At 72.9% G+C, this 22,857-nt stretch carries 15 protein-coding genes; 10 read left to right on the top strand and 5 right to left on the bottom strand.

Features of this window, described 5'->3' with window-relative positions; genetic code table 11:
- Window positions 1-49: 49 nt before the first annotated feature.
- The 3 genes from GA0070622_RS12545 to GA0070622_RS12535 all read left to right on the top strand — a co-directional run bounded on the left by GA0070622_RS12545 (window position 50) and on the right by GA0070622_RS12535 (window position 2,464).
- Window positions 50-277, top strand: a complete 228-nt coding sequence (locus GA0070622_RS12545; protein ID WP_091573470.1) for a hypothetical protein — start codon at window positions 50-52, stop codon at window positions 275-277.
- Window positions 278-329: 52 nt separating this feature from the next.
- Entirely contained in the window at window positions 330-857 is a 528-nt protein-coding gene (locus GA0070622_RS12540) for a PH domain-containing protein (RefSeq protein ID WP_091573469.1), read from the top strand.
- Between the two features lie 329 nt (window positions 858-1,186).
- Window positions 1,187-2,464, top strand: a complete 1,278-nt coding sequence (locus GA0070622_RS12535) for a PH domain-containing protein (protein WP_091577250.1) — start codon at window positions 1,187-1,189, stop codon at window positions 2,462-2,464.
- A gap of 88 nt (window positions 2,465-2,552) precedes the next feature.
- On the opposite strand, the gene GA0070622_RS12530 is transcribed toward GA0070622_RS12535, so the two are convergent.
- The gene (locus tag GA0070622_RS12530; protein ID WP_091573468.1) at window positions 2,553-3,611 is read right to left on the bottom strand and encodes a phosphatase PAP2 family protein; all 1,059 of its coding nucleotides are present in this window, start codon (window positions 3,609-3,611) and stop codon (window positions 2,553-2,555) included.
- A gap of 127 nt (window positions 3,612-3,738) precedes the next feature.
- On the opposite strand from GA0070622_RS12530, the gene GA0070622_RS12525 reads away from it, so the two are divergent.
- Together GA0070622_RS12525 and GA0070622_RS12520 are read left to right on the top strand one after the other, a co-directional pair.
- Window positions 3,739-4,143: a thioesterase family protein gene (locus tag GA0070622_RS12525; protein WP_091573467.1), complete on the top strand. Its 405-nt coding sequence runs from the start codon at window positions 3,739-3,741 to the stop codon at window positions 4,141-4,143.
- Window positions 4,140-4,970, top strand: coding sequence for an MBL fold metallo-hydrolase (locus tag GA0070622_RS12520; RefSeq protein ID WP_091573466.1), 831 nt, complete (start codon window positions 4,140-4,142; stop codon window positions 4,968-4,970). Before GA0070622_RS12525 ends, GA0070622_RS12520 begins: the two co-directional genes overlap by 4 nt.
- Window positions 4,971-5,051: 81 nt before the next feature.
- Here GA0070622_RS12520 and GA0070622_RS12515 read toward each other — a convergent pair whose 3' ends face one another.
- Window positions 5,052-5,498, bottom strand: a complete 447-nt coding sequence (locus tag GA0070622_RS12515; RefSeq protein WP_091573465.1) for a MarR family winged helix-turn-helix transcriptional regulator — start codon at window positions 5,496-5,498, stop codon at window positions 5,052-5,054.
- 82 nt (window positions 5,499-5,580) lie between these two features.
- Between GA0070622_RS12515 and GA0070622_RS12510 the strand changes: the two genes are divergently transcribed.
- Window positions 5,581-6,804 carry a multidrug effflux MFS transporter gene (locus tag GA0070622_RS12510; RefSeq protein ID WP_091573464.1) on the top strand — a complete coding sequence of 408 codons (1,224 nt, stop codon included), beginning with the start codon at window positions 5,581-5,583 and terminating at the stop codon, window positions 6,802-6,804.
- Between the two features lie 76 nt (window positions 6,805-6,880).
- Here GA0070622_RS12510 and GA0070622_RS12505 read toward each other — a convergent pair whose 3' ends face one another.
- Window positions 6,881-7,810, bottom strand: coding sequence for a carbohydrate kinase family protein (locus GA0070622_RS12505; protein WP_091573463.1), 930 nt, complete (start codon window positions 7,808-7,810; stop codon window positions 6,881-6,883).
- Window positions 7,811-8,137: 327 nt separating this feature from the next.
- Between GA0070622_RS12505 and GA0070622_RS12500 the strand changes: the two genes are divergently transcribed.
- Entirely contained in the window at window positions 8,138-9,262 is a 1,125-nt protein-coding gene (locus GA0070622_RS12500) for a lytic polysaccharide monooxygenase auxiliary activity family 9 protein (RefSeq protein ID WP_091573462.1), read from the top strand.
- Window positions 9,263-9,320: 58 nt separating this feature from the next.
- On the opposite strand, the gene asnB is transcribed toward GA0070622_RS12500, so the two are convergent.
- On the bottom strand, window positions 9,321-11,282 hold the full coding sequence (gene asnB / locus GA0070622_RS12495) for an asparagine synthase (glutamine-hydrolyzing) (RefSeq protein WP_091573461.1): 1,962 nt from the start codon (window positions 11,280-11,282) through the stop codon (window positions 9,321-9,323).
- Between the two features lie 112 nt (window positions 11,283-11,394).
- On the opposite strand from asnB, the gene GA0070622_RS12490 reads away from it, so the two are divergent.
- The 3 genes from GA0070622_RS12490 to GA0070622_RS12480 all read left to right on the top strand — a co-directional run bounded on the left by GA0070622_RS12490 (window position 11,395) and on the right by GA0070622_RS12480 (window position 17,185).
- Window positions 11,395-12,870 (top strand): aminopeptidase P family protein, encoded by a 1,476-nt coding sequence (locus GA0070622_RS12490; protein WP_091573460.1) that lies wholly within the window; start codon window positions 11,395-11,397, stop codon window positions 12,868-12,870.
- 224 nt (window positions 12,871-13,094) lie between these two features.
- The gene (locus tag GA0070622_RS12485) at window positions 13,095-14,834 is read left to right on the top strand and encodes a hypothetical protein (RefSeq protein WP_091573459.1); all 1,740 of its coding nucleotides are present in this window, start codon (window positions 13,095-13,097) and stop codon (window positions 14,832-14,834) included.
- A gap of 428 nt (window positions 14,835-15,262) precedes the next feature.
- Window positions 15,263-17,185, top strand: coding sequence for a hypothetical protein (locus GA0070622_RS12480; RefSeq protein WP_091573458.1), 1,923 nt, complete (start codon window positions 15,263-15,265; stop codon window positions 17,183-17,185).
- Between the two features lie 68 nt (window positions 17,186-17,253).
- Here GA0070622_RS12480 and pulA read toward each other — a convergent pair whose 3' ends face one another.
- Window positions 17,254-22,752, bottom strand: coding sequence for a pullulanase-type alpha-1,6-glucosidase (pulA, locus tag GA0070622_RS12475; RefSeq protein ID WP_091573457.1), 5,499 nt, complete (start codon window positions 22,750-22,752; stop codon window positions 17,254-17,256).
- Window positions 22,753-22,857 lie beyond the last annotated feature (105 nt).

The following is a 22,857-nucleotide window of genomic DNA, read 5'->3' as shown; positions in this document are numbered from 1 at the left end:
TGGCCGCCCGGCGCTCAAACTTCCGGCGTGCGGCCCTAGACTCGCCCCGGTGACGACTCCCATCCCGGACCAGGCGCTGATCTGCTCGGCGCGGGGATGTCGCGCCCCCGCGGTGTTCCAGCTGCGCTGGCACAATCCCCGGCTGCACGCCCCCGAGCGGCGCAAGACCTGGCTGGCCTGCCCGGCGCACCGCGCCTCGCTCGGTGACTTCCTCGACGCGCGCGGCTTCCTGCGCGAGGTGGTGCCGCTGCCGGAATCGCCTACGCTCGAATCGTGAACGAGCAGACCGTCCGACCACGCGCCGTCCGCCGCCACGGCGGGTCCGCCCGGTGACCGGTGCCGACCGCGCCGGCCCGCCGCCCACTCCGCCCGGGCCGCTGGAGCCCTGGCCGGAGACGGTCCGCTGGCAGCCGATCTCCCGCGACCTGATCTGGGTGGAGCTGATCCGGCTCGGCATCCTGCTGGCCGTGGCGCTGGTGGTGCTCGGCGTGATCTGGGCCGTCGCCGGGCACTGGCTGCTCGGCGCCGCGATCGGCGTGGCGCTGCTGCTGTCCGCGTGGCGCGCGGTCACCATCGTGCGCGCGGTCCGCGCCTGGGGGTACGCCGAACGCGACGACGACCTGCTCGTCCGGCACGGGCTGCTGGTCCGGCGGCTCTCCATCGTGCCGTACTCCCGGATGCAGTTCGTCGACGTGAGCGCGGGTCCGCTGGAGCGCGCCTTCGACCTGGCCACGGTGCAGCTGCACACCGCCGCGGCGGCCAGCGACGCCCGGGTGCCCGGCCTGCGCCCGGCCGAGGCGTCCCGGCTGCGGGACCGGTTGACCGCGTTGGGCGAGGACCGGGCGGAGGGCCTGTGAGCGGGCGGAGCGAGCCGGAGTCCGGCGGCGCTCCCCCGCCCCGGGAGGACCGGCCCGCCGATGCGGAGCCGACGACGAACGGACACCCCTGGCCCCCCGCGACCGGCTACGGCCCGCCCGCCCCGCCGCCGGGCCACGAACCACCGCCCGGCCACGAACCACCGCCCGGTCACGGACCGCAACCGGGATACGGGCCGCCACACCCGGGGTACGGGCCGCCACACCCGGGGTACGGGCCGCGACCGGCTGCCGGGCCGTGGGCCGCGCCGGCCGCGCCCCCGCCCGGCCCGTGGGGTCCGCCGGCCGGCGGCGAGGAGCCGCGGCAGCGCCTGCACCCGTTGAGCCCCGCCGTGCACGGCGCGAAGTCACTGGTCGTGGTGATCGCCGGGCTCTCCTGGTCGACGCTGTCCCGGGTCGGGTTCGGCTGGTTCGCCGCGCTCGTCGCGGTCTTCGTCCTCGGCGCCACCGTGCTGTCGGTGATCAGCTGGTGGAACACCGGCTACCACGTGGTCGGCCGGGAGCTGCGGGTGCACGAGGGGCTGCTGTGGCGGCGCACCCGGGCCATCCCGCTGGAACGGTTGCAGGCGGTCGAGGTGGTCCGGCCGCTGCTGGCCCAGCTCACCGGCCTGGCGGAGCTGCGGCTGGAGGTGGTCGGCGGGGGCAAGACCGAGGCGCCGCTGGCCTATCTCAGCGTGGCCGAGGCCACCGCACTGCGGCAGCGGCTGCTCGCCGTGGCCGGTCGCGCGCCGGCGTCCGCGCCCGCCGATCCGGCCACGCCGCCCGCGCCCGCCCCGGCCGGCCGCCGGCTGCACGCCGTGCGCAACCGGGACCTGCTGGTCAGCCAGCTGCTCACGCCGCAGGCGTTCCTGCTGCCGTTCGGCCTGGCGTTCGTGGTGGCGCAGTTCCTGTCCGAGGGTTCCTGGTCGTTCATCGCGGTGGCCAGCACGCTGACCGCGATGGCCGGTGTGCTGCTCCAGCCGATCCGCCGGGTGCTGGACGACTGGAGCTTCCGGCTGGACCGCGACGACGGCACCCTGCGGGTGCACAACGGGCTGCTGGAGACGCGGATGCAGACCGTGCCGCTGCACCGGGTGCAGACCGTCGGGGTGACCTGGCCGCTGCTCTGGCGGGTCAGGGGCTGGCTGCGGCTGCGGCTGGAGGTGGCCGGCTACTCGGCCGGTGAGCCGGACGACCGCAACCGCCCGGACCGGCTGCTCCCGGTCGGCGACACCGGCACCGGCGAGCTGGTCGTGGCGGAGGTGCTGCCCGGCGTACGGCTGGGGGCGTTGCCCGCCACGCCGCCGCCCCCGCGTGCTCGCTGGCTGCGCCCGCTGAGCCGGGCGGCGGTCGGCGCCGGCCTCGACGACGAGGTCTTCGTGGCCCGCTCCGGGCTGCTGACCCGCCGGCTGACGCTGGTCCCGTACGCCCGGATCCAGAGCGTGCGGGTCACCCAGGGCCCGGCACAGCGCCGGCTACGGCTGGCCACCGTGCACGCCGACACCGCCGGCGGGGCCGGCGCGGCGGCGGTCGACCGGGACCTGACCGACGCCTGGGAGCTGGCGGCCGAGCTGACCGCGCGGGCGCGCCACGCGCGCCGGGGGGCGTAGGGGAAGGGCCTGCGTGCCGCAGTCGGTGGAGCCGGCCCCTTCTTGACCGCCCTCCAGCCGTATCGCCGGTCCGGCGCCCGGAGGACGGTCAGCGACGTTCGGCGGGAACGGCGTCCCGGTCGGCCCCGGGCGTGGCGTCCGGGCCGGCGGCGGGCGCGGTGACACCGGTCACGGCCGTCGGGGTCCCGTCCCGGCGGGACCGTCGGGCCCGCCACCAGCGCTCGGCCAGGCCGACGACCAGGAACGTCATCCCCACGTACGCCCAGCCGACCAGCACGTCGATCAGGTAGTGCTCGCCGCTGTACATCAGGGTGAACGTCATGGCCAGCGGGTACGCCAGCATCAGCGGCCACCACCGCTTGCGCACCGAGCGCAGGAAGAACAGCACCACGAACAGCGCGAACGCGGTGTGCAGCGACGGCATGGCGGCCACCGGGTTGGAGGCGATCTGCCCGGCGTTGAGCAGGTTGCCCGCGCCGTGCATGCCGATCTCCTTCCACCCCCGGGTGGAGATCCGCGCCACCTCGGTGAGCAGCCCGTTCTGCGCCGCCCACCACGGCGGCGCGGCCGGGTAGGCGAAGTAGGTGACCAGGCCGGCCGCGCAGAGGAAACCCCACCGCGACATGTACGCGATCCAGCGCCCCCGGTTGCGCATCCACAGCACGGCGGCCGCGGCGAGCGTCGCCACGAAGTGGGAGAAGTAGATCCAGCTCACCAGCACGTCCCACCAGCGAACCTGGTCCGGGTCGTAGAGGTGCTGCTGGAGCCAGATCGTCGGCACCTCGCCGCCGGTGACCCACCCGGTCAGGAACCGGTCGGCGACGATCAGCTCCATGGCGTGCGGCGTGGCGCCGTTGTCGGCGAACCCGCGGGACAGGTTGTACGCGGCGAGCAGCAGCACCACCGGGATCCAGTCCCGGGCGAAGCGCAGGTGGCTGCGCCACGGCCGGGCCGAGTTCCAGGCGACCGTGCCGGCCCAGATCCACAGGAACGCGTACGCCGGGTCGGTGGGCAGGCCGATGGCGAGCCACGCGGCCACGAAGGCGATGCCCCAGACGGTCATCGCGATCACACGGCGACGCCCGCCGTCAGGGGACGCGGTTGGTCCGGCGGGGGCGGGGGGCGGGGGATCTGTCAGCACGGCCATCGCGGACAAGGTTAACGGCGGGCGACCGGCGGACCGACGCCGACCGTCGGGGGGCCGGCCCGGAGCGGGGTCGGCGGGGGCCCCGGACGCCGGACGGTCCGCCGTCGGCTGCACTAGGCTCGGCCGCATGCAGGAGCAGCCGGAGTCGCCGTTCGCGCCGGGCCTGACCGCCCGCGTCGAGCTGACCGTGACCGACGCCGACACCGCCCGGGCGCTCGGCTCGGGGGACGTGCCGGTGCTCGGTACCCCCCGGGTGCTGGCGCTGGCCGAGGCGGCCACGGTGGCGGCGCTGGCGCCCCGGATGCCGGCCGGGTCCACCACCGTCGGAATCCGGGTCGAGCTGGAGCACCGCGCGGCCACCCCGGTCGGGCGGTCCGTGTCCGCCCACGCCGAGCTGGTCAAGGTCGACGGTCGCCGGCTGGTCTTCGAGGTGACCGTGACCGACGGCCACACGGTCGCCGCGCAGGGGCGCGTCGAGCGGGCGCTGGTCGACCGGCAGCGCTTCGTCGAGCGGGCCGTCGGCGCGTCATGACCGCACGCTTCGAGGAGATCGCCGCCGGCGTGCACCTGCTGCGCGAGCCGCTGCTGCGGGTCAACGTGGTGCTGGTGGTGGGCGACGGCGCCGCGCTGCTGGTGGACACGCTCTCCACCACCGGGCAGGCCCGCGAGCTGGCCACGGCCGCCCGGGCGGTGACCCCGCACCCGTGGACGATCGTCAACACCCACCACCACTTCGACCACTGCTTCGGCAACGTCACGCTGGCCGCCGAGCCGGGCACCGAGGTGTACGCGCACGCCCAGGCGGTGGCGGTGCTGCGGGACCACCCCGACGCGCTGCGCCGGGCGGCGTACGAGGAGATGCGGGCCGAGCAGCCGGCACTCGCCGACGAGCTGGCGCGCACCGAGCTGGCGACGCCGACGCACGCGGTGCACGAGCAGACCGTGCTGGACGTGGGCGGGCGGCGGGTGCTGCTGCGCCACCCCGGGCACGGGCACACCGACGCCGACCTGGTGGTGCACGTGCCGGACGCGGACGTCCTGGTGGCCGGTGACCTGGTGGAGCAGAGCGGGCCGCCGGCGTTCGAGGAGTCGTACCCGTTGCAGTGGCCGGACGCGGTGGCCGACCTGCTGCGGCTGACCACGCCGGCCACGGTGGTGGTGCCGGGCCACGGTGAGCCGGTCGACGCGGACTTCGTCCGCGAGCAGCACGCCCGGCTCGCGCGGCAGGCGTGGCTGATCCGGGCCGGGCACACCGGCAGCGCCCCGCCGGAGCGGGTGGCGGCCGAGTCGCCGTTCGGGGCCCGGCCCGGCCTGATCGCGGCCCGCCGCGGTTACGCCGAACTCGACGGCACCGCCTGAGCGCGCGGCCGGCGCGGCGGCGGTCGATGCGGCGGCCGTCGGTGCGGCGGCGGTCGGTGCGGCGGCGGCGGTGATCGCGCCTCAGGGGCGGTTGCGCAGGGCGGTGAGCAGCGCGTCGAGGTGCGGGGCGGCGGCCAGGACGGCCGAGCGGGCCGCGGGATCCACCTCGGCGAGGGACTCGGTCAGCAGCGCGGCGCGGTGGACCTCGTAGTCGGCCATCCGCCGGCGGGCCGCCTCGGTGACGTGCAGGCGGACCACCCGGCGGTCGGCGGGGTCGCGCTCGCGGGCCAGCAGCCCGGCGTCGGCGAGGTCGCGCACCAGCGTGCTGACCGTGTTCGGCGCGGTGCCGAGCCGGCGGGCCACCTCCTTGCCGCTGATGCCCGGGGCGGCCCGCACCAGCAGGAGCACCTCCACCTGGGCCTCGGGCAGCGGCTCCCGGGCGGCGCGGGCGACGGTCCGGCGGCGCAGCAGCCGGTGCAGCTCCCCGAGCACGGCGCCGAAGCGCGCGATCTCCTCGTCGGTCGCCACGGAGTCACCTGCTTCACATCGCAATAGTTCTGACTACAGAGATAAGGTTACCCGGAACGCACCAGATCCAGGGGGAACCTTCGTGAGCCAGACCGTGCGGGCCGCCGCGCGCCCGACCGTCGACCGGCCCGCCGCGGCAGGCGGCGGCATCACCCTGCTGGTGCTGCTCGGCACGCTCACCGCGATCGGTCCGCTCTCGCTGGACATGTACCTGCCGGCGTTCCCGGCGATGACCCGCGAGCTCGGCGCCGACCAGGCCGGCATCCAGCTCTCCCTGACCACCTGCCTGGTCGGCCTGGCGCTGGGCCAACTCGTCACCGGCCCGCTCAGCGACCGCTGGGGACGGCGCCGTCCCGTGCTGGTCGGCGTGGTCGCGTACGCCGTGCTCGCGCTGGCCTGCGCCGCGGCGCCGAACGCTCCCCTGCTGGCCGCCGCGCGGTTCGTCCAGGGCGTGGCCGGCGGCATGGGCGTGGTGGTCGCCCGCGCGGTGGTCCGGGACCTCTACTCCGGTCGGGACGCCGCGAAGTACTTCTCCCGACTCACCCTGGTCTTCGGCGTGGCGCCGGTGGCCGCGCCCAGCGTGGGCAGCCTGGTGCTCCGGTTCGGCTCCTGGCGGGCCGTCTTCGTCGCCCTGGCCGTGATCGGCGCGTTGCTCGCCGTCGCGGTGGCGCTGCGCCTGCCGGAGACCCTGCCGGTGCAGCGCCGCAGCACCGGCGGCCTGGGCGCCACCGCCCGCACCATGCGGTCGCTGGCCGCCGACCGGGTCTACCTCGGGTACGCGCTGACCCAGGGCTTCGCGTTCGCCGGGCTGTTCGCGTACATCTCGGGGTCGTCGTTCGTGTTCCAGGACGTCTTCGGCGTCTCCGCCACGGTGTTCAGCGTGATCTTCGGCGTGAACGCGCTCGCCCTGGTCGCCACCGGGCAGCTCAACGCCCGACTGCTCGACCGGTTCAGTCCGCGCCGGCTGCTGGTCACCACGCTGGTGGTCGGCCTGGTCACGGCGGCGGGCGTGCTGACCGGCGCGCTCGCCGGCAGCCTGGCGGTGACGGCGGTGGCGCTGTTCGCCTTCGTCGGCTCGCTGGGCATGGTGATGCCGAACAGCACCGCGCTGGCGCTGGACGCGCACGCCCGCCACGCCGGGACCGCCGCCGCGCTGATGGGTGGCGTCCAGTCGGTGGTCGGCGCGCTCGCCGCACCCCTGGTCGGCCTCGGCGGCGAGGGCAGCGCCCTCCCCATGGCCACCGTTCTGGCCGGCGCCGCCACCCTCTCCCTGACGGCAGTCCTCACCCTCACCCGCCCCCGCTGACCTCCGCCGCCCGAGGGCCGGTGTGTTAACAGGGGGCCCCTCCTCTACCGGAGGCGTTAAGAAGGGGCCCCTCCTTTCACGCGAAGCGGGCGGTGACGGCGCTCCGGGTGGGCATGGCGGTGGCGCCGCCCGGCGACTCGCACACCAGCCCGGCCACCCGGAGCGCGAACGCCACCCGCTCCCGCCAGCCGAGCGCGTCGGCCGGTTCGCCGGCGGCGAGCAGCTCGGCCACGAGCGCGCCCATCACCGAGTCGCCGGCGCCGGTGGCGTCCACCGCCTCGACCTTCGGGGCGGGCACGCGTACCACGTCATCGGCGGCGGCGACGAGGGCGCCGTCCGCGCCGAGCGTGACCACGACGGTGGTCGCGCCCAGTTCCCGCAGGTACGCCGCGACGCCCGCGACCGGCTCGTGCGGGTAGAGCACCCGGGCGTCGGCGCTGCTGAGCTTGACCAGGTGCGCCCCGGCGGCGAACTCCGCGACCACCCCGCGCAGCCGGTCCAGCGCGTCGGGCGCGGTGAGCAGGCTGGGGCGGACGTTCGGGTCGAACACCCGCAGGCCGCCCGCGACCGCCCAGGCGCGGCGGGCGGCGGCCAGCACCGGCGGGTCGAGCAGCACGATCGAGCCGCAGTAGAGCACGTCGGCGCCCTCGACCAGCGCCACGTCCAGGTCGTCCGGGCCGAGCAGGGCGTACGAGCGGGGCTCACCGTAGAAGCGGAACTCCGGCTCCGGCCCGGCGAAGGTGGCCACCGCCAGCGCGGTCGGGGCGGGCACGGTCACCGCGCCGGCCACGCCCACGCCGGCCCCGGTGAGGAAGGCCCGGATCCGTCCGGCCAGCGCGTCGTCGCCGAGCGAGCCGACGAACTGCACGTCCCCGCCGAGCCGGGCGACCGCCACCGCCACGTTGAGCGGCCCGCCGCCGACCGCCTGCCGGTAGACGGGTTCCCCGTCGTGCTCGGCGTCGAGCAGGTCGACAAGCGCCTCGCCGAGCACCACCGCGTACCCCATCCTGGCTCCTCTCCTCGTCCTCCCCCGATCCTGGCGCATGCCGGGATCCGGCGCGACGGGACCCGGGCATCGACCAGCGGCTATTGCGTGCGGCGGCCGGACGTGATGGGATGGCGCTGCCGGGAGGGCGCGGTGGGCTGCCGCGCCGCCGGGTCGAGCCGACGCGAGGGCACCCACGGTCCGTGGCACGGACCGCAGGCGGTGCGCGTCCCCCGACGGTTCCGGCCGCACGCCGACCGCCGGGCGCGGGCACCGCGATCGTCGCATCCGCTCGTCGCAGCGGGGCGGGCCGAGAGCAGGTCGCGCTCCGCCAGTCAGGAGATCCCCGTGCACCGATCCCGTACGGCCGCGCTGGTCACCGCGGCCCTCACCCTGGCCCTGGGCGCGTTCGCCCTGGCCTCCCACTCCGATCCGGCCGCCGCGCACGGCGCGGCCATGACGCCGGGCGCCCGGACCTACCTGTGCTGGAAGGACGGCCTCTCCGGCACCGGTGAGATCCGCCCGAACAACCCCGCCTGCTCCGCCGCGGTCGCCGCGAACGGGGCGAACTCGCTCTACAACTGGTTCAGCGTGCTGCGCTCGGACGCGGGCGGACGCACCGTCGGGTTCATCCCCGACGGCAAGCTGTGCAGCGGTGGGAACCCCAACTTCAGCGGCTACGACGCGGCGCGCAACGACTGGCCGATCACGCACCTGACGGCCGGGCGGTCGATGGAGTTCCGCTACAGCAACTGGGCCCACCACCCGGGCACGTTCTACTTCTACGTCACCAAGGACAGCTGGAGCCCGACCCGCCCGCTGGCCTGGAGCGACCTGGAGGAGCAGCCGTTCCTGCAGGTGACCAACCCGCCGCAGCGCGGCGCGGTCGGCACCAACGACGGGCACTACTACTTCACCGGGAACCTGCCGACCAACAAGAGCGGCCGGCACATCATCTACTCGCGCTGGGTCCGCTCGGACAGCCAGGAGAACTTCTTCGGCTGCTCCGACGTGACGTTCGACGGCGGCAACGGCGAGGTGACCGGGATCGGTTCGGGCGGCGGCACGCCGACGCCCACGCCGACCACCCCGACGCCGACCCCCACCACCCCGACGCCCACGCCCACCACGCCGACGCCCACGCCCACCTCGACGCCGACCATGCCGGCGGGCACCTGCATGGCGGTGTACAAGGTGGTCAGCGCCTGGCAGGGCGGCTTCCAGGGCGAGGTCATGATCATGAACCACAGCACCCGGACGTACGCCGGGTGGACCGCGAACTGGACCTGGCCGAGCGGCCAGACCATCAACCAGGTCTGGAACGGCACGTTGAGCGGCAGCGGGGCGTCGGTGACGGTCACCAACGCCGCCTACAACGGCAGCGTCCCACCGGAGGGCACCACCACGTTCGGCTTCACCGCGAACACCTCCGGCACCAACACCCTGCCGACGGTCACCTGCACCGGTCGGTGACCCCGCACTGAGAAGGGCCCCCGGGGGAACACCCCGGGGGCCCTTCACCGCGTACGGGTCAGCGCACCATGCTGCCGACGACCGGCTTGGTCAGCAGCGCGGACTGGTTGCGCTGGATGCCCGGGTCGAGCGTCTTCGCCACGAAGATCGCGTGCCAGATGCAGAAGATCAGCACGGTCCACACCTTGCGGGAGTGGTCGGCCTCCTCCCGCTTGTGCTCGTCCAGCAGCCGCAGCGCGTACGACAGGTCGACCAGGTCGCCCGCGCCGGAGGTGGACAGCACGTGCCGGGCCCACTCGTACATCTCGCCGCGCAGCCACACCCGGGTCGGGGTGGGGAAGCCCAGCTTCTTGCGGTTGACGATGGCCGGCGGCACCACGCCCTGCAGCGCCTGGCGCATCGCGTACTTGGTGGCCTCGGAGCGGGGCGGCAGCTTCAGGTCGACCGGGATGCCGGCGGCGACGTTGAACACCTCCCGGTCCAGGAACGGCACCCGGACCTCCAGCGAGTGCGCCATCGAGATCCGGTCGGCCTTGACCAGGATGTCGCCGCGCAACCAGGTGTAGAGGTCGACGTACTGCATCTTGGTGACGTCGTCCAGCTCGGTGCACTCGGCGTAGATCGGCGCGGTGACGTCGGTGTAGCGCACCGAGGGGTCGTAGCGGCGCAGCAGGTGCTGCTTCTCCTCCTCTGTGAACATCCGCGCGTTGCCGTAGTAGCGCTGCTCGATCGGGGTGGTGCCGCGCTCCAGGAAGCTCTTGCCCTTGACCCCCTGCGGGATGGCCTTGGAGACCGCCCGCAGCCCCTTCTGCACGCCGTCCGGCAGGCCGTTGACGGAGCTGAGCGAGAGCGGCTCGCGGTAGATCGTGTAGCCGCCGAAGAACTCGTCCGCGCCCTCGCCGGAGAGCACCACGGTGACGTGCTCGGCGGCCTTCTTCGCCACGAAGTAGAGCGGCACCAGGGCCGGGTCGGCGACTGGGTCGTCCAGGTGCCAGACGATCTTCGGCAGCGCGTCGATCATGTCCTGCGGCCCGATCTTGGTCGGGATGGTGGTCACGTCGAGGTGCCGGGCCGAGTCCTGGGCCACGTCGATCTCGGAGTAGCCGGGCACGTCGTAGCCGACGGTGAAGGTGAGGATGTTCGGGTTGAACTCGCGGGCCAGCGCCACCACCGCGGTCGAGTCGATGCCGCTGGACAGGAACGAACCGACCGGCACGTCCGAGCGCATGTGCATCCGGACGCTCTCGCGCAGCGTCTCCCGGATCTCGTGGTAGAGCTTCTGCTCGTCGGAGACGGGCGCCGGGCGGAACACCGGCCGGTACCAGCGGCGCACCTCGATCCGGCCGCCCGGGGTCCAGGTGAGGTACTCCCCCGAACCGATCCGGCTGATCCCCTTGTGCAGCGTGCCCGGCTCCGGGACGTACTGCAGGGTCAGGTAGTGGCTCAGGTTGGCGGTGTCGATGCCGGCGTCGCCCTGGTAGGCGGAGTGCGCGAACGGCAGCAGCGCCTTCTTCTCCGAGGCCAGGTAGAGGCCGTCCTGAGTCTCCAGGTAGTGCAGCGGCTTGATGCCGAAGTAGTCCCGGGCGCCGAAGGCCCGCCGCTCCTGCCGGTCCCAGATCACGAACGCGAACATGCCGCGCAGCTTGGTGAGCACCTGCTCACCCCAGTAGTGGTAGCCGGCGACGATCACCTCGCCGTCGCCGTTGGTGGCGAACTGGGCCCCGTAGTCGCGGATCAGCTCGTCCCGCAGCTCGATGTAGTTGTAGATCTCGCCGTTGAAGGTGAGCAGGTAGCGGCCGCCCGCGTAGGGCAGGGGCTCGTGGCTGAGCGCCACGTCGATGATGGCCAGGCGCTTGTGCGCGAACACGCCGTCCGCGTACCGGCCGGAGGCGTCGCCGACCACCTCGACCCCGGTCTCGTCCGGGCCACGGTGGTGCAGGCACTCCAGTGCGCCGGCGATGTGGTCGCGGTGGGCGGCGGCGTCGCCGCGCGCGCTGAAGAAGGCCAGGAGTCCGCACATGGGGGCCATCTTTCCACGCGCCGGAAGCCACCGTCGCGGCACCGCAGGCACCTCCCGCTCCCGTGCGCGCGGTACCGTCTGGACCAGCGACGAGGCTCAGGGAGGGCGGATCATGGCCGAGGAGCGGACGCAGCAGGGCAAGCCGGCGGACGGCACGGAGTCGCACGACCCGGACTTCCCGGAGGCGTTCCTGTCCTTCATGCGGCAGGGCTGGCGGGACACCGAGCTGTCGGTCACCCCGAGGCCCGAGGTGCCCAACCACGCCAAGCGGCGGGCCGCGCTGGCTGATGCCTTCCCGGGCGAGACGCTGGTCATCCCCACCGGCACCGAGAAGGTACGCGCCAACGACACCGACCACCGGTTCCGGCCGGGCAGCGACTTCGCCTACCTGACCGGCGACCTGGAGCCCGACAGCGTCCTCGTGCTGCGGCCGGGCGGCGAGGCGACGCTGTTCATGCGGCCCCGCTCGTCCCGGGCGACCGACGAGTTCTTCCGCAGCCGGCACGGCGAGCTGTGGGTGGGCCGGCGGCCGACGCTGCGGGAGAAGTCGACCGAGCTGGGCCTGCCGACGGCCGACCTGAGCGAGCTGGACGCGGCGCTGGCCGACCTGGCCCCGGGGCGGACCCGGGTGTTGCGCGGCTTCGACGCCCGGGTGGACGCCGCGGTGCGCCGGTACGACGGGCCGCGCGCGGAGGGCCAGCCGGGCCGCGACCGGGAGCTGGCCATCGCCATCTCGGAGCTGAAGCTGGTCAAGGACGAGTGGGAGATCGCGCAGCTCCAGGAGGCGTGCGACGCCACCGTGCGGGGCTTCGAGGACGTGGCCCGCGCGCTGCCGGCCGACCGGGCGGTCTCCGAGCGGCTGCTGGAGGGCGTCTTCGCCCTGCGCGCCCGGCACGACGGCAACGACGTGGGCTACGGCTCGATCGTCGGGGCGGGCGAGCACGCCACGATCCTGCACTGGGTGCACAACCACGGCGCCACCCGTCCGGGTGACCTGCTGCTGATGGACATGGGCGTGGAGAACCGCAACCTCTACACCGCCGACGTGACCCGGGTGCTGCCGGTCGACGGCCGGTTCACCCCGTTGCAGCGCCAGGTCTACGACGCCGTGTACGCCGCCCAGCAGGCCGGCATCGACATGTGCAAGCCGGGGGTGGGCTTCCGCGACGTGCACCTGGCCTCGATGCGGGTGCTGGCCGAGGCGCTGAAGGACCTCGGCCTGCTGCCGGTGAGCGTGGACGAGGCGATGGACCCGGCCTCCACGGTCTACCGCCGGTGGACGCTGCACGGCACCAGCCACATGCTCGGCATCGACGTGCACGACTGCGCCAACGCGCGCAAGGAGACCTACCGCGACGGCCCGCTCGGCGAGGGCTACGTGCTCACCGTCGAGCCGGGGCTCTACTTCCAGCCGGAGGACGAGCTGGTCCCGGAGGAGCTGCGGGGCATCGGCGTGCGGATCGAGGACGACATCCTGGTCACCGCCGACGGTCCGGTGAACCTCTCGGCCGGGCTGCCGCGCCGCTCGGACGAGGTGGAGACCTGGCTGGCCGAGCAGCGTGAGGCGGGACCCCGCCTGCCCGGCTGAGCCTCCGGGCCGCGTTCCACGGCGGGCCCCACCACCGCAGGACGGTGGTGGGGCCCGCCTTTTGCGCCTTCAAGGTCCGAATGCGGGCTTTTTTCGGATACATCTTCCTCGCGAGGAACCTTCTCATACGGTGTCGAACAGAGGCTACAACCGGTTTGTAGCTGGTCGCCCGGCCTGGGGCGGTGCGACCCGTTTGGGAAGAACCGAAAGGGCGGAAGGCTCTCATGTCCAACGACGTAACGACACCCGACGGCGGGGCCCCGACGGGCACCCCGCCGACGAGCAGGCGGCGGGCGCTCTGGGTCGCCACCGGCGTGGCCGGGCTGACCGGCGTCGTCGGTCTGGCGGCGCTGGGTGGCCTCGCCGCTCGGGACGACAAGTCCGGCGGCACGGAGCCGGTGGCGGACAACCACGCCGCGGCGCCGCAGCACTCCGACAAGGACTCCCGCGAGGAAGGCAAGGGCGACGAGCACGGCAAGGACCGTGGCCAGGAAGGCCGCGAGTGGGGCGAGTGGGGTGACAAGGGCGACCACGGCAAGGTCCGTGACGTGCCCTGCGACGACGACGCCCTGGTCGACGCCCTCGACCTGACCAACCGGGACCACGGCGGCACCCTGAAGCTGGCCGAGAACTGCACCTACGAGGTCGGCGTCAAGGACCGCAAGTTCGGCGCCGCCCTGCCCGAGATCAAGCAGGACGTCACCATCAAGGGCAACGGCTCCACCATCAAGCGCGACGCCGAGGACACCTTCCGGATCTTCCGCGTCGTCGACGGCGGCGCCCTGACCCTCAAGGACCTCACCGTCTCCGGCGGCAACGCCAACGAGTTCAAGTACGGCGGCGGGCAGCCGCCGGCCCCGGCCAACGGGGCCGCGCTCACGCCGATGGCGTCGGGCCCGATGGGTGGGGACGAGAAGCGGGGCGAGGGTGACGGCGGCGCGCTGCTGGTCGAGCGCGGCGGCAAGGCCCACCTGTCCCAGGTCAAGCTCACCCACAACAACGCCGAGGGCAACGGCGGCGCGATCGCCAACTACGGCCGCGTCTGGGTCGAGGACAGCAAGGTCTACGACAACCACGCCCAGGGCGACGGCGGCGGCATCTTCAACCAGGGCGTACTCAAGGTCGAAGAGTCCCACGTCGACGACAACACCGCCGGCGGCAACGGCGGCGGCATCGCCAACGGCAACGGCGAGCAGCACGGCGGGCACGGTCCGGCCGACCTCGCCGGCGCCGAGGTGGAGAAGGACGCCAAGGGCGGCCACGACAAGCACCACGCCGGCACGGTCGAGATCATCGGGGCGCACGAGGGCAAGGACGCCTCCCTGAGCACGCTGAGCCACAACCGGGCCGGCAGGAACGGCGGCGGCCTGTTCAGCAGCGGCGGCTTCGTCACGGTCTCCTTCACCGCGATCGGCGGCAACACCGCCTGCGGGAACGGCGGTGGCGTCTACGCCGAGAACACCGACCTCGACCTCGACAAGGTCCACGTCGCCAAGAACCACGCCGACGGCAACGGCGGCGGCGTGGTCGTCACCGGCGGCACGCACTGGGCCGGGAAGGACCACGGCGCGGCGGGGGCCACCATCTCGGACAGCGTCATCGTCGACAACACCGCCAACCGCTTCGGCGGCGGCATCTTCAACGGCGAGTGGCTCGTCAAGATCGAGGACGGCTTCCTCACCCGCGAGCACGACAAGGACGACAACGCCACCCTCACCATCCGCGACACCCTGGTCAAGGGCAACACCGCCCTCAACGGCGGCGGCATCTTCAACAACAAGGCGAAGATCACCCTCACCAAGACCCACGTCACCAAGAACACCGCCACCGACTCCAGCAAGCTGCACCGCGTCGCCGGCGGCGTCCTCAACAACGAAGGACACGTCAAGCTCGACGACGAGTCCCTCATCAGCAACAACGACCCCACCAACTGCGCCAACACCGTCGAGGACTGCTTCAACTGAACCACCACATAACCGCCGGAGCCCTCCTCCCGCCACCGCGGCGGGAGGAGGGCTCCGGACCCGGCATCGCTGTCGCGGTTCGTGCCCTGTGCGGTCAGCCCGGGGACCTCGACGCCGCTGGGCGTGTCGCGACGGCTTGCCGGACCCATCACGAACTCATCTCCGCCGCCCGCCCCTCGCCTCCCGACCGACCGTCGCCACCTCCCGCACCGCCCGTCCCGGCACGGTGTCCCCGACCGGGGCCTCCCGTCCCTGCTGCGCCACCCCGACCCACCCGCACCCTTATGCGGGTTTTTTTCGTATATGGCCACGAGGCGAAGAAGGCTCTCATACGGTCGTGTTCAGCAGCTACAACCGATTTGTAGCGAAGGCCGCCTCGCTGTGGCGAAGCGACCTTGTCAGGTACAAGGAGAGGGCAGAGAGCTCCGATGTCCAACTACCTTCGCAATAACGATGACGCCACCCGCGAGACCGTTTCCCCGCTCCGGCGCCGCCGGCTCTGGCTCGCCACCGGCGTCGTGGGCCTGACCGGAGCGGTCAGCCTCGCCGGCGTGGCCTACGCGACGACCGGGGTCACCGGTCCGCACCGGCTCGCCGACGTGAAGTGGTCGACCGCGCAGCAGCTCAGCGACGACGCCCACGGCGACGACGAGGGCGGGTACGGCGAGGACGAGTACGGCCGGGACGAGCACGGCAAGGACGGCAAGGACCGTGGCCAGGAAGGCCGCGCCAAGGGCGAGTGGGGCGAGTGGGGTGACAAGGGCGACCACGGCAAGGTCCGTGACGTGCCCTGCGACGACGACGCCCTGGTCGACGCCCTCGACCTGACCAACCGGGACCACGGCGGCACCCTGAAGCTGGCCGAGAACTGCACCTACGAGGTCGGCGTCAAGGACCGCAAGTTCGGCGCCGCCCTGCCCGAGATCAAGCAGGACGTCACCATCAAGGGCAACGGCTCCACCATCAAGCGCGACGCCGAGGACACCTTCCGGATCTTCCGCGTCGTCGACGGCGGCGCCCTGACCCTCAAGGACCTCACCGTCAAGGGCGGCAACGCCAACGAGTTCAAGTACGGCGGCGGCGGGCAGCCGCCGGCCCCGGCCAACGGCGCCCCGACCGACGGGGCGGCGCTCACGCCGGCCCAGCCGGCCGCCCCGGCCGCCCCGGCGGTCGCGGGGGCTCAGGGCGCCGCCGCCGCGCAGGCCGCCACGGCGCCGGCGCAGGCCGCTCCGATGGCGGCGGCCGCTCCGGTGGTCGCCGCCGCTCCGGTGGCCGTGGCCGCTCCGGTCGCGGACGCGCCGGGCAAGGACGAGAAGCGGGGCGAGGGTGACGGCGGCGCGCTGCTGGTCGAGCGCGGCGGCAAGGCCCACCTGTCCCACGTCAAGCTCACCCACAACAACGCCGAGGGCAACGGCGGCGCGATCGCCAACTACGGCCGCGTCTGGGTCGAGGACAGCAAGGTCTACGACAACCACGCCCAGGGCGACGGCGGCGGCATCTTCAACCAGGGCGTACTCAAGGTCGAAGAGTCCCACGTCGACGACAACACCGCCGGCGGCAACGGCGGCGGCATCGCCAACGGCAACGGCCTGTCCGGCAAGCACGACGCCGAAGCCTCGGCGCTCAAGGGCTACGACCCGAAGGGCAAGCACGACGAGGCCGGCACGGTCGAGATCATCGGCTCCGACCACGGCAAGGACGGCGTCAAGTCCACCCTGACGAACAACCGCGCCGGCAAGAACGGCGGCGGCCTGTTCAGCAGCGGCGGCACCGTCACCGTCTCCTTCACCGCCATCACCGACAACACCGCCTGCGAGAACGGCGGTGGTGTCTACGCCGAGAACACCGACCTCGACCTCGACAAGGTCCACGTCGCCAAGAACCACGCCGACGGCAACGGCGGCGGTGTGGTCGTCACCGGCGGCAAGCACTGGGGCTACCCCAACAACAAGGACGAGGCCAGCGCCACCATCTCGGACAGCGTCATCGTCGACAACACCGCCAACCGCTTCGGCGGCGGCATCTTCAACGGCGAGTGGCTCGTCAAGATCGAGGACGGCTTCCTCACCCGCGAGCACGACAAGGACGACAACGCCACCCTCACCATCCGCGACACCCTGGTCAAGGGCAACACCGCCCTCAACGGCGGCGGCATCTTCAACAACAAGGCGAAGATCACCCTCACCAAGACCCACGTCACCAAGAACACCGCCACCGACTCCAGCAAGCTGCACCGCGTCGCCGGCGGCGTCCTCAACAACGAAGGACACGTCAAGCTCGACGACGAGTCCCTCATCAGCAACAACGACCCCACCAACTGCGCCAACACCGTCGAGGACTGCTTCAACTGACCTGACGGTCCCGGGGTACGGACCGGCCCCCCTGCCACGAGTGGCAGGGGGGCCGGTCCGCTGGTGGATCAGCTCTGGACGAAGACCGCCACGCTGCGCGCCGGCACCGTGAACGTGCCCTTGGCCCGGTCGAACGAGGCCGTCCGCAGCGCCGGATCGGCCGAGTCGCGCAGCACCGGGTGCAGCGCCACGGTCGCCCCGCGCAGACCGCTCACGGTCTGCTTCGCCGTCTCCGGGGTGGCGTTGAAGACGACCGTCACCGACTTCCACTTCCCGTCCAGCCCGCGGGCGTCCAGGGTCATGGTGAGCACGCCCGGGGTCTCCTTATCCCCGGACAGCGGGAACGCGACCCGCTTCTGCACCTGCTCGGCGGTGGACAGGCCGAACACCGGCGAGGAGCGCCGGACCCGCAGCAGCTCCGCGTACCGGGCGTCGGCCAACTCGATCGCCGCGCAGTCCGGCACCAGCTTCGGATCGGCCAGCAGCGGCTTCGCGTACGGCCACTTGTCCTTGTTGTCCTGCTCCGGCGGCAGGCCGGCGCCGAACCCGTTGCCCTGGGCGCAGTCCCAGCGGATCTGGTTGAACCAGTCACCGGAGTTGTACGAGTTGCGGTCCAGCGACTTCGAGCGCAGCCGCTCCGAGCCGGCCGTCACGAACCCGGTGCCCTGCCCGAGCGCGGTGGTGGCCAGCGCCAGCACCTGCATCCGCGCCCGGTCCTGCGCCGAGGTCCCCTGCGGCAGCTTGTACGCCAGCGCGTCGTAGAGGATCTCGTTGTCGTGCGCGTCGACGTACGTGACCGCCTCGCCCGGCGCCGCCGTGTAGCCGGCCGGGGAGCCGTTGTAGTCGACCTGGGCGCCGGTGACCGTCTTCCCGGAGGAGTCGGTGAACCGGTAGTCGCGCAGGTTGCCGGTCAGGCCCACCTTGATCAGGTCGTGGCCGTGCAGCAGCCGGGCCTTCTGCTCGGCCGCCGAGCCGTTCACCGCGTCCCCGTTGGGGTCGGTGAACAGGCCGGAGGCGAAGCCCTGCACGCGCGGGTTGGCGTCGAACGGTCCGCCGCCGCGCACCGCGTCGCGGAGCCGGTCGTTGAACGTGCCGATCCCGGTGCCGGCCATGTTGGCCTGGGTGGCCTGGACGAACCGGGCGTCGTTGGCGACCTCGCCGAAGTTCCAACCCTCGCCGTAGAGCAGGATCTTCCGGCCGTCCACCCCGTCGCGGGCGAGCGTGAGCTTGTCCAGCGCGGCCCGCACGGCCAGGATGTTCGCCTTCGGGTGGTGACCCATCAGGTCGAACCGGAAGCCGTCCACCTTGTACGCCTTGGCCCAGGTGACCAGCGAGTCCACCACGAGCTTGCCCATCATGGCGTGCTCCGGGGCCGTGTTGGCGCAGCAGGTCGAGTTGGCGACCGCGCCGTCGTCCAGCAACCGGTGGTAGTAGCCGGGCACCACCTGGTCGAGCACCGACTTTCCGTCGGTGCCCGCCGCCGAGGTGTGGTTGTAGACCACGTCCATGACCACCCGCAGGCCTGCCTGGTTCACCCCGGCGACCATCTGCCGGAACTCGGTGGTGCGCTTCGCGCCGCTCGGGTCGACCGCGTAGCCGCCCTCCGGGACGGTGTAGTGCAGCGGGTCGTACCCCCAGTTGTAGCCGTCGGTCTCGGCGACCGCCGCGACGCACTTCTGCTGCTCCTCCGAGTCCGGCGGCAGCTTCGCCAGGTCACAGGCGGGCCGGGCCTGGTCGGTTCGCTTCTCCGGGATCGTGGCGAAGTCGAACGCGGGCAGCAGGTGCAGGTAGTTGACCCCGGCGTCGCCGAGCGCCCGCAGGTGCGTCATCCCGGCGGTCTTCGGGTCGGTGAAGGCGAGGTAGGTGCCCCGCCTCTCCGCCGGGACCGTGCTGTCGGCGATCGAGAAGTCGCGCACCGACAGCTCGGAGATCTGCGCCTTGGACGCGGGCGCCGCCGCGGGCTTGCGCAGCTTCGACCAGCCGGCCGGCGCGAGCGCCGGGTCGCTCAGGTCGACGATCTGGCTGTGCGTCGAGTTCGGCGCGAGCGCCACCGAGTACGGGTCGGTCACCGACGCGGTGACCACCTTCTGCGCCGCCGGCTGCCAGGCCTCGACCTGGTAGCGGTAGTAGCGGCCGGTCCACGCCTTGGTGCCGCGCACCGACCAGACGCCGGTGCGGTCGTTGCGGCTCATCGCCACCGTGCTCGGCTGTGCCGTCGGCGAGTCGAACAGCTGCAGCGACACCTTGCGGGCGGTCGGCGCCCAGACGGCCAGGGTGGGCACCCGGCCGGCGAACGTCGGGCCGAGCTTCGCGCCGGTGGCCGCCGCGTAGACGTCGTCGAGCACGCCCGGGATCTGCACCCCGGTGGCGCCGAGCAGGGCGCCCTCGGCGTCCCGCTCGGTGACCACGAGCTGCCCGCGCAGCGCCGCCGGCACCTTGGCCAGGTCGGCGCGGTCCAGCGTGAACGCGCGATAGGTCCAGAGCTGGGGGTACGCCTGCCGTTGCGCCTCGGTCAGCCCGTTGCGCTGCGCCCGCAGCGGCAGCGTGGTGTACGTGCCGGTCAGCTCGCCGTCGGCGATGCCGATCCCGCCGGCCGGGGCGGCGACCAGCGCGTACCGCTTGCCGTCGGTCGGTCCGGTGGCCCAGGCGACGGTGGACCGGTCGATCCACTGCGCCTTCTGCTTGGTCAGGTCGAGGTCCTTGGCGGCGCCGGTGGTGGCGGCCGGCAGCAGCCGACCCTTGACCCCGGCCAGCAGCCAGACCTCGTGCCCGACGGCGGTCAGGTCCAGCCGCTGGTCGTCCGGCTGGTCCTTCTCGTCGCCCTTGTGCAAGATGTAGCTCAGCCCGGTCGCGCCGGCGGCGAGGGGCACCCGGAACACCGCGCCGTAGGCGTCGATCTTCTCCGGCTTGAGCGGGGCCGCCCAGTCGGTCGGGTTGGCCGCGCCGTCCCACAGGTGCAGGCCCCAGCCGTCGTAGTTGCCGTCGGCCTTGCGCCAGTGGATGACCGCGGTGCCCTGGTCGACCGGCGGGTCGGGCTCGCCGGTGGCGGCCTGCCGGGTCGGGTAGAGCGTCGGGTCGCCCTGCTTCACCCAGACCTCGCCGGTCTGGGTCACGTCGATGGTGCGGTCGTTCGCCACGTCCTTGTTGCCGTCTTTGTCGACCACGAGGAAGCCGACCGACTTCGCGCCCGGCTTGAGCTTCACCCAGGCGAACCGGCCGTACGAGTCCTCACCGGCGAACGGCTGCCCCTTCGGCCACTCGGTGGCGTACGCCGGGTCGATGTCCCCCCAGGCGTAGAGCCCCCAGTCGTCGTACCCACCGGCCGGGCGCTGGTAGTGCACGATCGCCCAGTCCCGGGACGCGCCCTGGGCCGGCGTGCCGACGGTGCCGGTGGTGCGGGCGGTGGCGGTCCGGCCCTTGCCGTCGCGGACCACCGCCTTGTACTCGACCTTCGTGCCGCCGGCCAGGCCGGTCAGGTCGTGGTGCACCGTGTACGGGGCCCGGTCGGCGGTGCCCAGCAGCGTCCACCTGCCGCCGGGGACCCGGGCGGCGAACGTGACGGTGGCCAGCGGGTCGCCCTCGACCTGGGCGGTGATCGCGGTCCGGGTGGGCACCGGCGCGTCACCCGGCTCGCTGAGCGTGATCCGCGGGGCCGCGCCGGCCGCCGGGATGGCCCGGTCGGCCTTGAGCACCACGGCCGACATCGCCGGCACGGTGAGGCTCAGCTTGCCGTCGCCGCCGGCCGTGGCGGTGGCGGCGCCGCCGTACACGCCGGTGAAGCGGGTGCCGGCCGACCACGTGTCCACGGTGACAGTCTGCGGGGTCGAGGCGTTGTTCACCGCCGCGACGTACTCCACCCGATCGGACGGAAGGACGCGGGAGAACGCGAAGACGCCCGGGCCGTCGGCGGCGTGGCGGGTGACCTGGACGCCGTCGCGCAGCGCCGGGTGCGCGGCCCGCAGCTTGCCCAGCTCGGCGATGGTCCGGTAGAGCGGGTGCCGGGTGTCGTACTGGTCCACGGCGTGGGTGCGGGTGGTGCCGATCAGGTCGTCGTCGAGGTAGTCCGCCGTGCGCGAGGCGAACATGTCCTGGCGGGCGTCCTTGTCCCCACCGGGGCCGGTGAAGCCCTGCTCGTCGCCGGAGTAGACCACCGGCTGACCGCGGGTGAGGAACATCAGCTGGTGGGCGAGCTGGTCTCGGCGCAGCTGGGCGGCGTCGTCCCCGCCGGCCGCGGCGATGAACGAGCCGATCCGGCCCATGTCGTGGTTGCCGAGGAACGTGGTGAGCCGGTTCGCGTTCGTGTCGCGGGCGGAGTAGAGGTCGTCCTTGGCGTACACGTCGGCGAGCGCCTTGGCCGAGCCGTCGGCGGCGGTGTACCCGCGCGCGGCCTCCTGGAACGAGAAGTCGAGCGTGGCGGGCAGGCCGCCCTGCCGCACGTAGGTCGACTCGATCGCCTGGTCGGCGCTGTAGACCTCGCCGAACATGAAGAAGTCCTTCTTGCCGGCCTTCGCCGCGTAGGCGTCGATGCCCCGGGTGAACTGCGGCCAGAAGTCGAGGTTGGCGTGCTTGACCGTGTCCAGGCGGAAGCCGTCGACACCGGCCTTGCCGATCCACTGGCCGTAGATGTCGGTCATGCCCCGCACCACCTCGGGACGCTCGGTCCACAGGTCGTCGAGGCCGAAGAAGTCGCCGTACTCGCTGTTCTCACCGGCGAAGGTGGAGTCGCCGCGGTTGTGGTACATGGTCGGGTCGTTGAGCCACGCCGGGACCTTGACCTTCGCGTCGGCCGGGCTGGCGAACGTCGGGGTGTACGGGAACGACGTCGAGTCCACCGCCGGGAACTTCCGCGTGCCGTCGGCGTAGTTGCGGTCCTCGAAGGCCCGCCCCCGCGTGTCCGTGTACGGCGCGGTCTTCTTGTCCACGTAGCCGTACTTGTCCTCGGCGTACCGGATGATGTCGGCGGTGTGGTTGACGATGATGTCGAGGTAGACCTTGATCCCGCGCCGGTGCGCCAGGTCCACCAGCTTCTTCAGCTCCGCGTTGGTGCCGAAGTGCGGGTCGACCTGGGTGAAGTCGGTGATCCAGTAGCCGTGGTAGCCGGCCGAGACGTCGGCGCCGGTGCCCTGCACCGGCCGGTTCTTGAAGATCGGCGCCAGCCAGATGGCGGTGGTGCCCATCCCCTGGATGTAGTCCATCTTGTCGATGACGCCCTTGAGGTCGCCGCCGTGGTAGAAGCCCTTGTCCTTCGGGTCCAGGCCGGTGGCGAGCCGGTCGCCACGGAGGCCGCCGGTGTCGTTGCGCTTGTCGCCGTTGGCGAAGCGGTCCGGCAGCACGAAGTAGAACTGCTCCGCCTTGGCGGTGGTCCGGCCGGCCTTGAGCAGCGTGTCGGCGGACGGCTCGCGGTCCCACTGCGGGGCGTTTCCGGCCGCGAGCACGTCGGGGGTGGTGGCGCGGTCGGCGCCGTCGGCGTTCAGCTGGTGGAGGGCCACCGGAACGCCGACGAGGGTGAGTACGAGGGAGGAGACCAGGGCGAGCAGCGCCTTGGGGGATATCGGCGGCGGTTTCATCGACGGCCTTTCTCTGGTCGCTGATTCGCCCGCACGCTAGCCCTTGCCGAAACATTCTGCAATACCTTGCAAACGATGCCGCAACAAAGCAGTCATCTTGCAAAA

Origin of the sequence: Micromonospora sediminicola (assembly GCF_900089585.1) — a bacterium.
In the GTDB taxonomy this organism is placed as follows: domain Bacteria; phylum Actinomycetota; class Actinomycetes; order Mycobacteriales; family Micromonosporaceae; genus Micromonospora; species Micromonospora sediminicola.
Note: the sequence above shows the minus strand (reverse complement) of the source record. Positions and strands in the feature narration are given on the sequence as shown.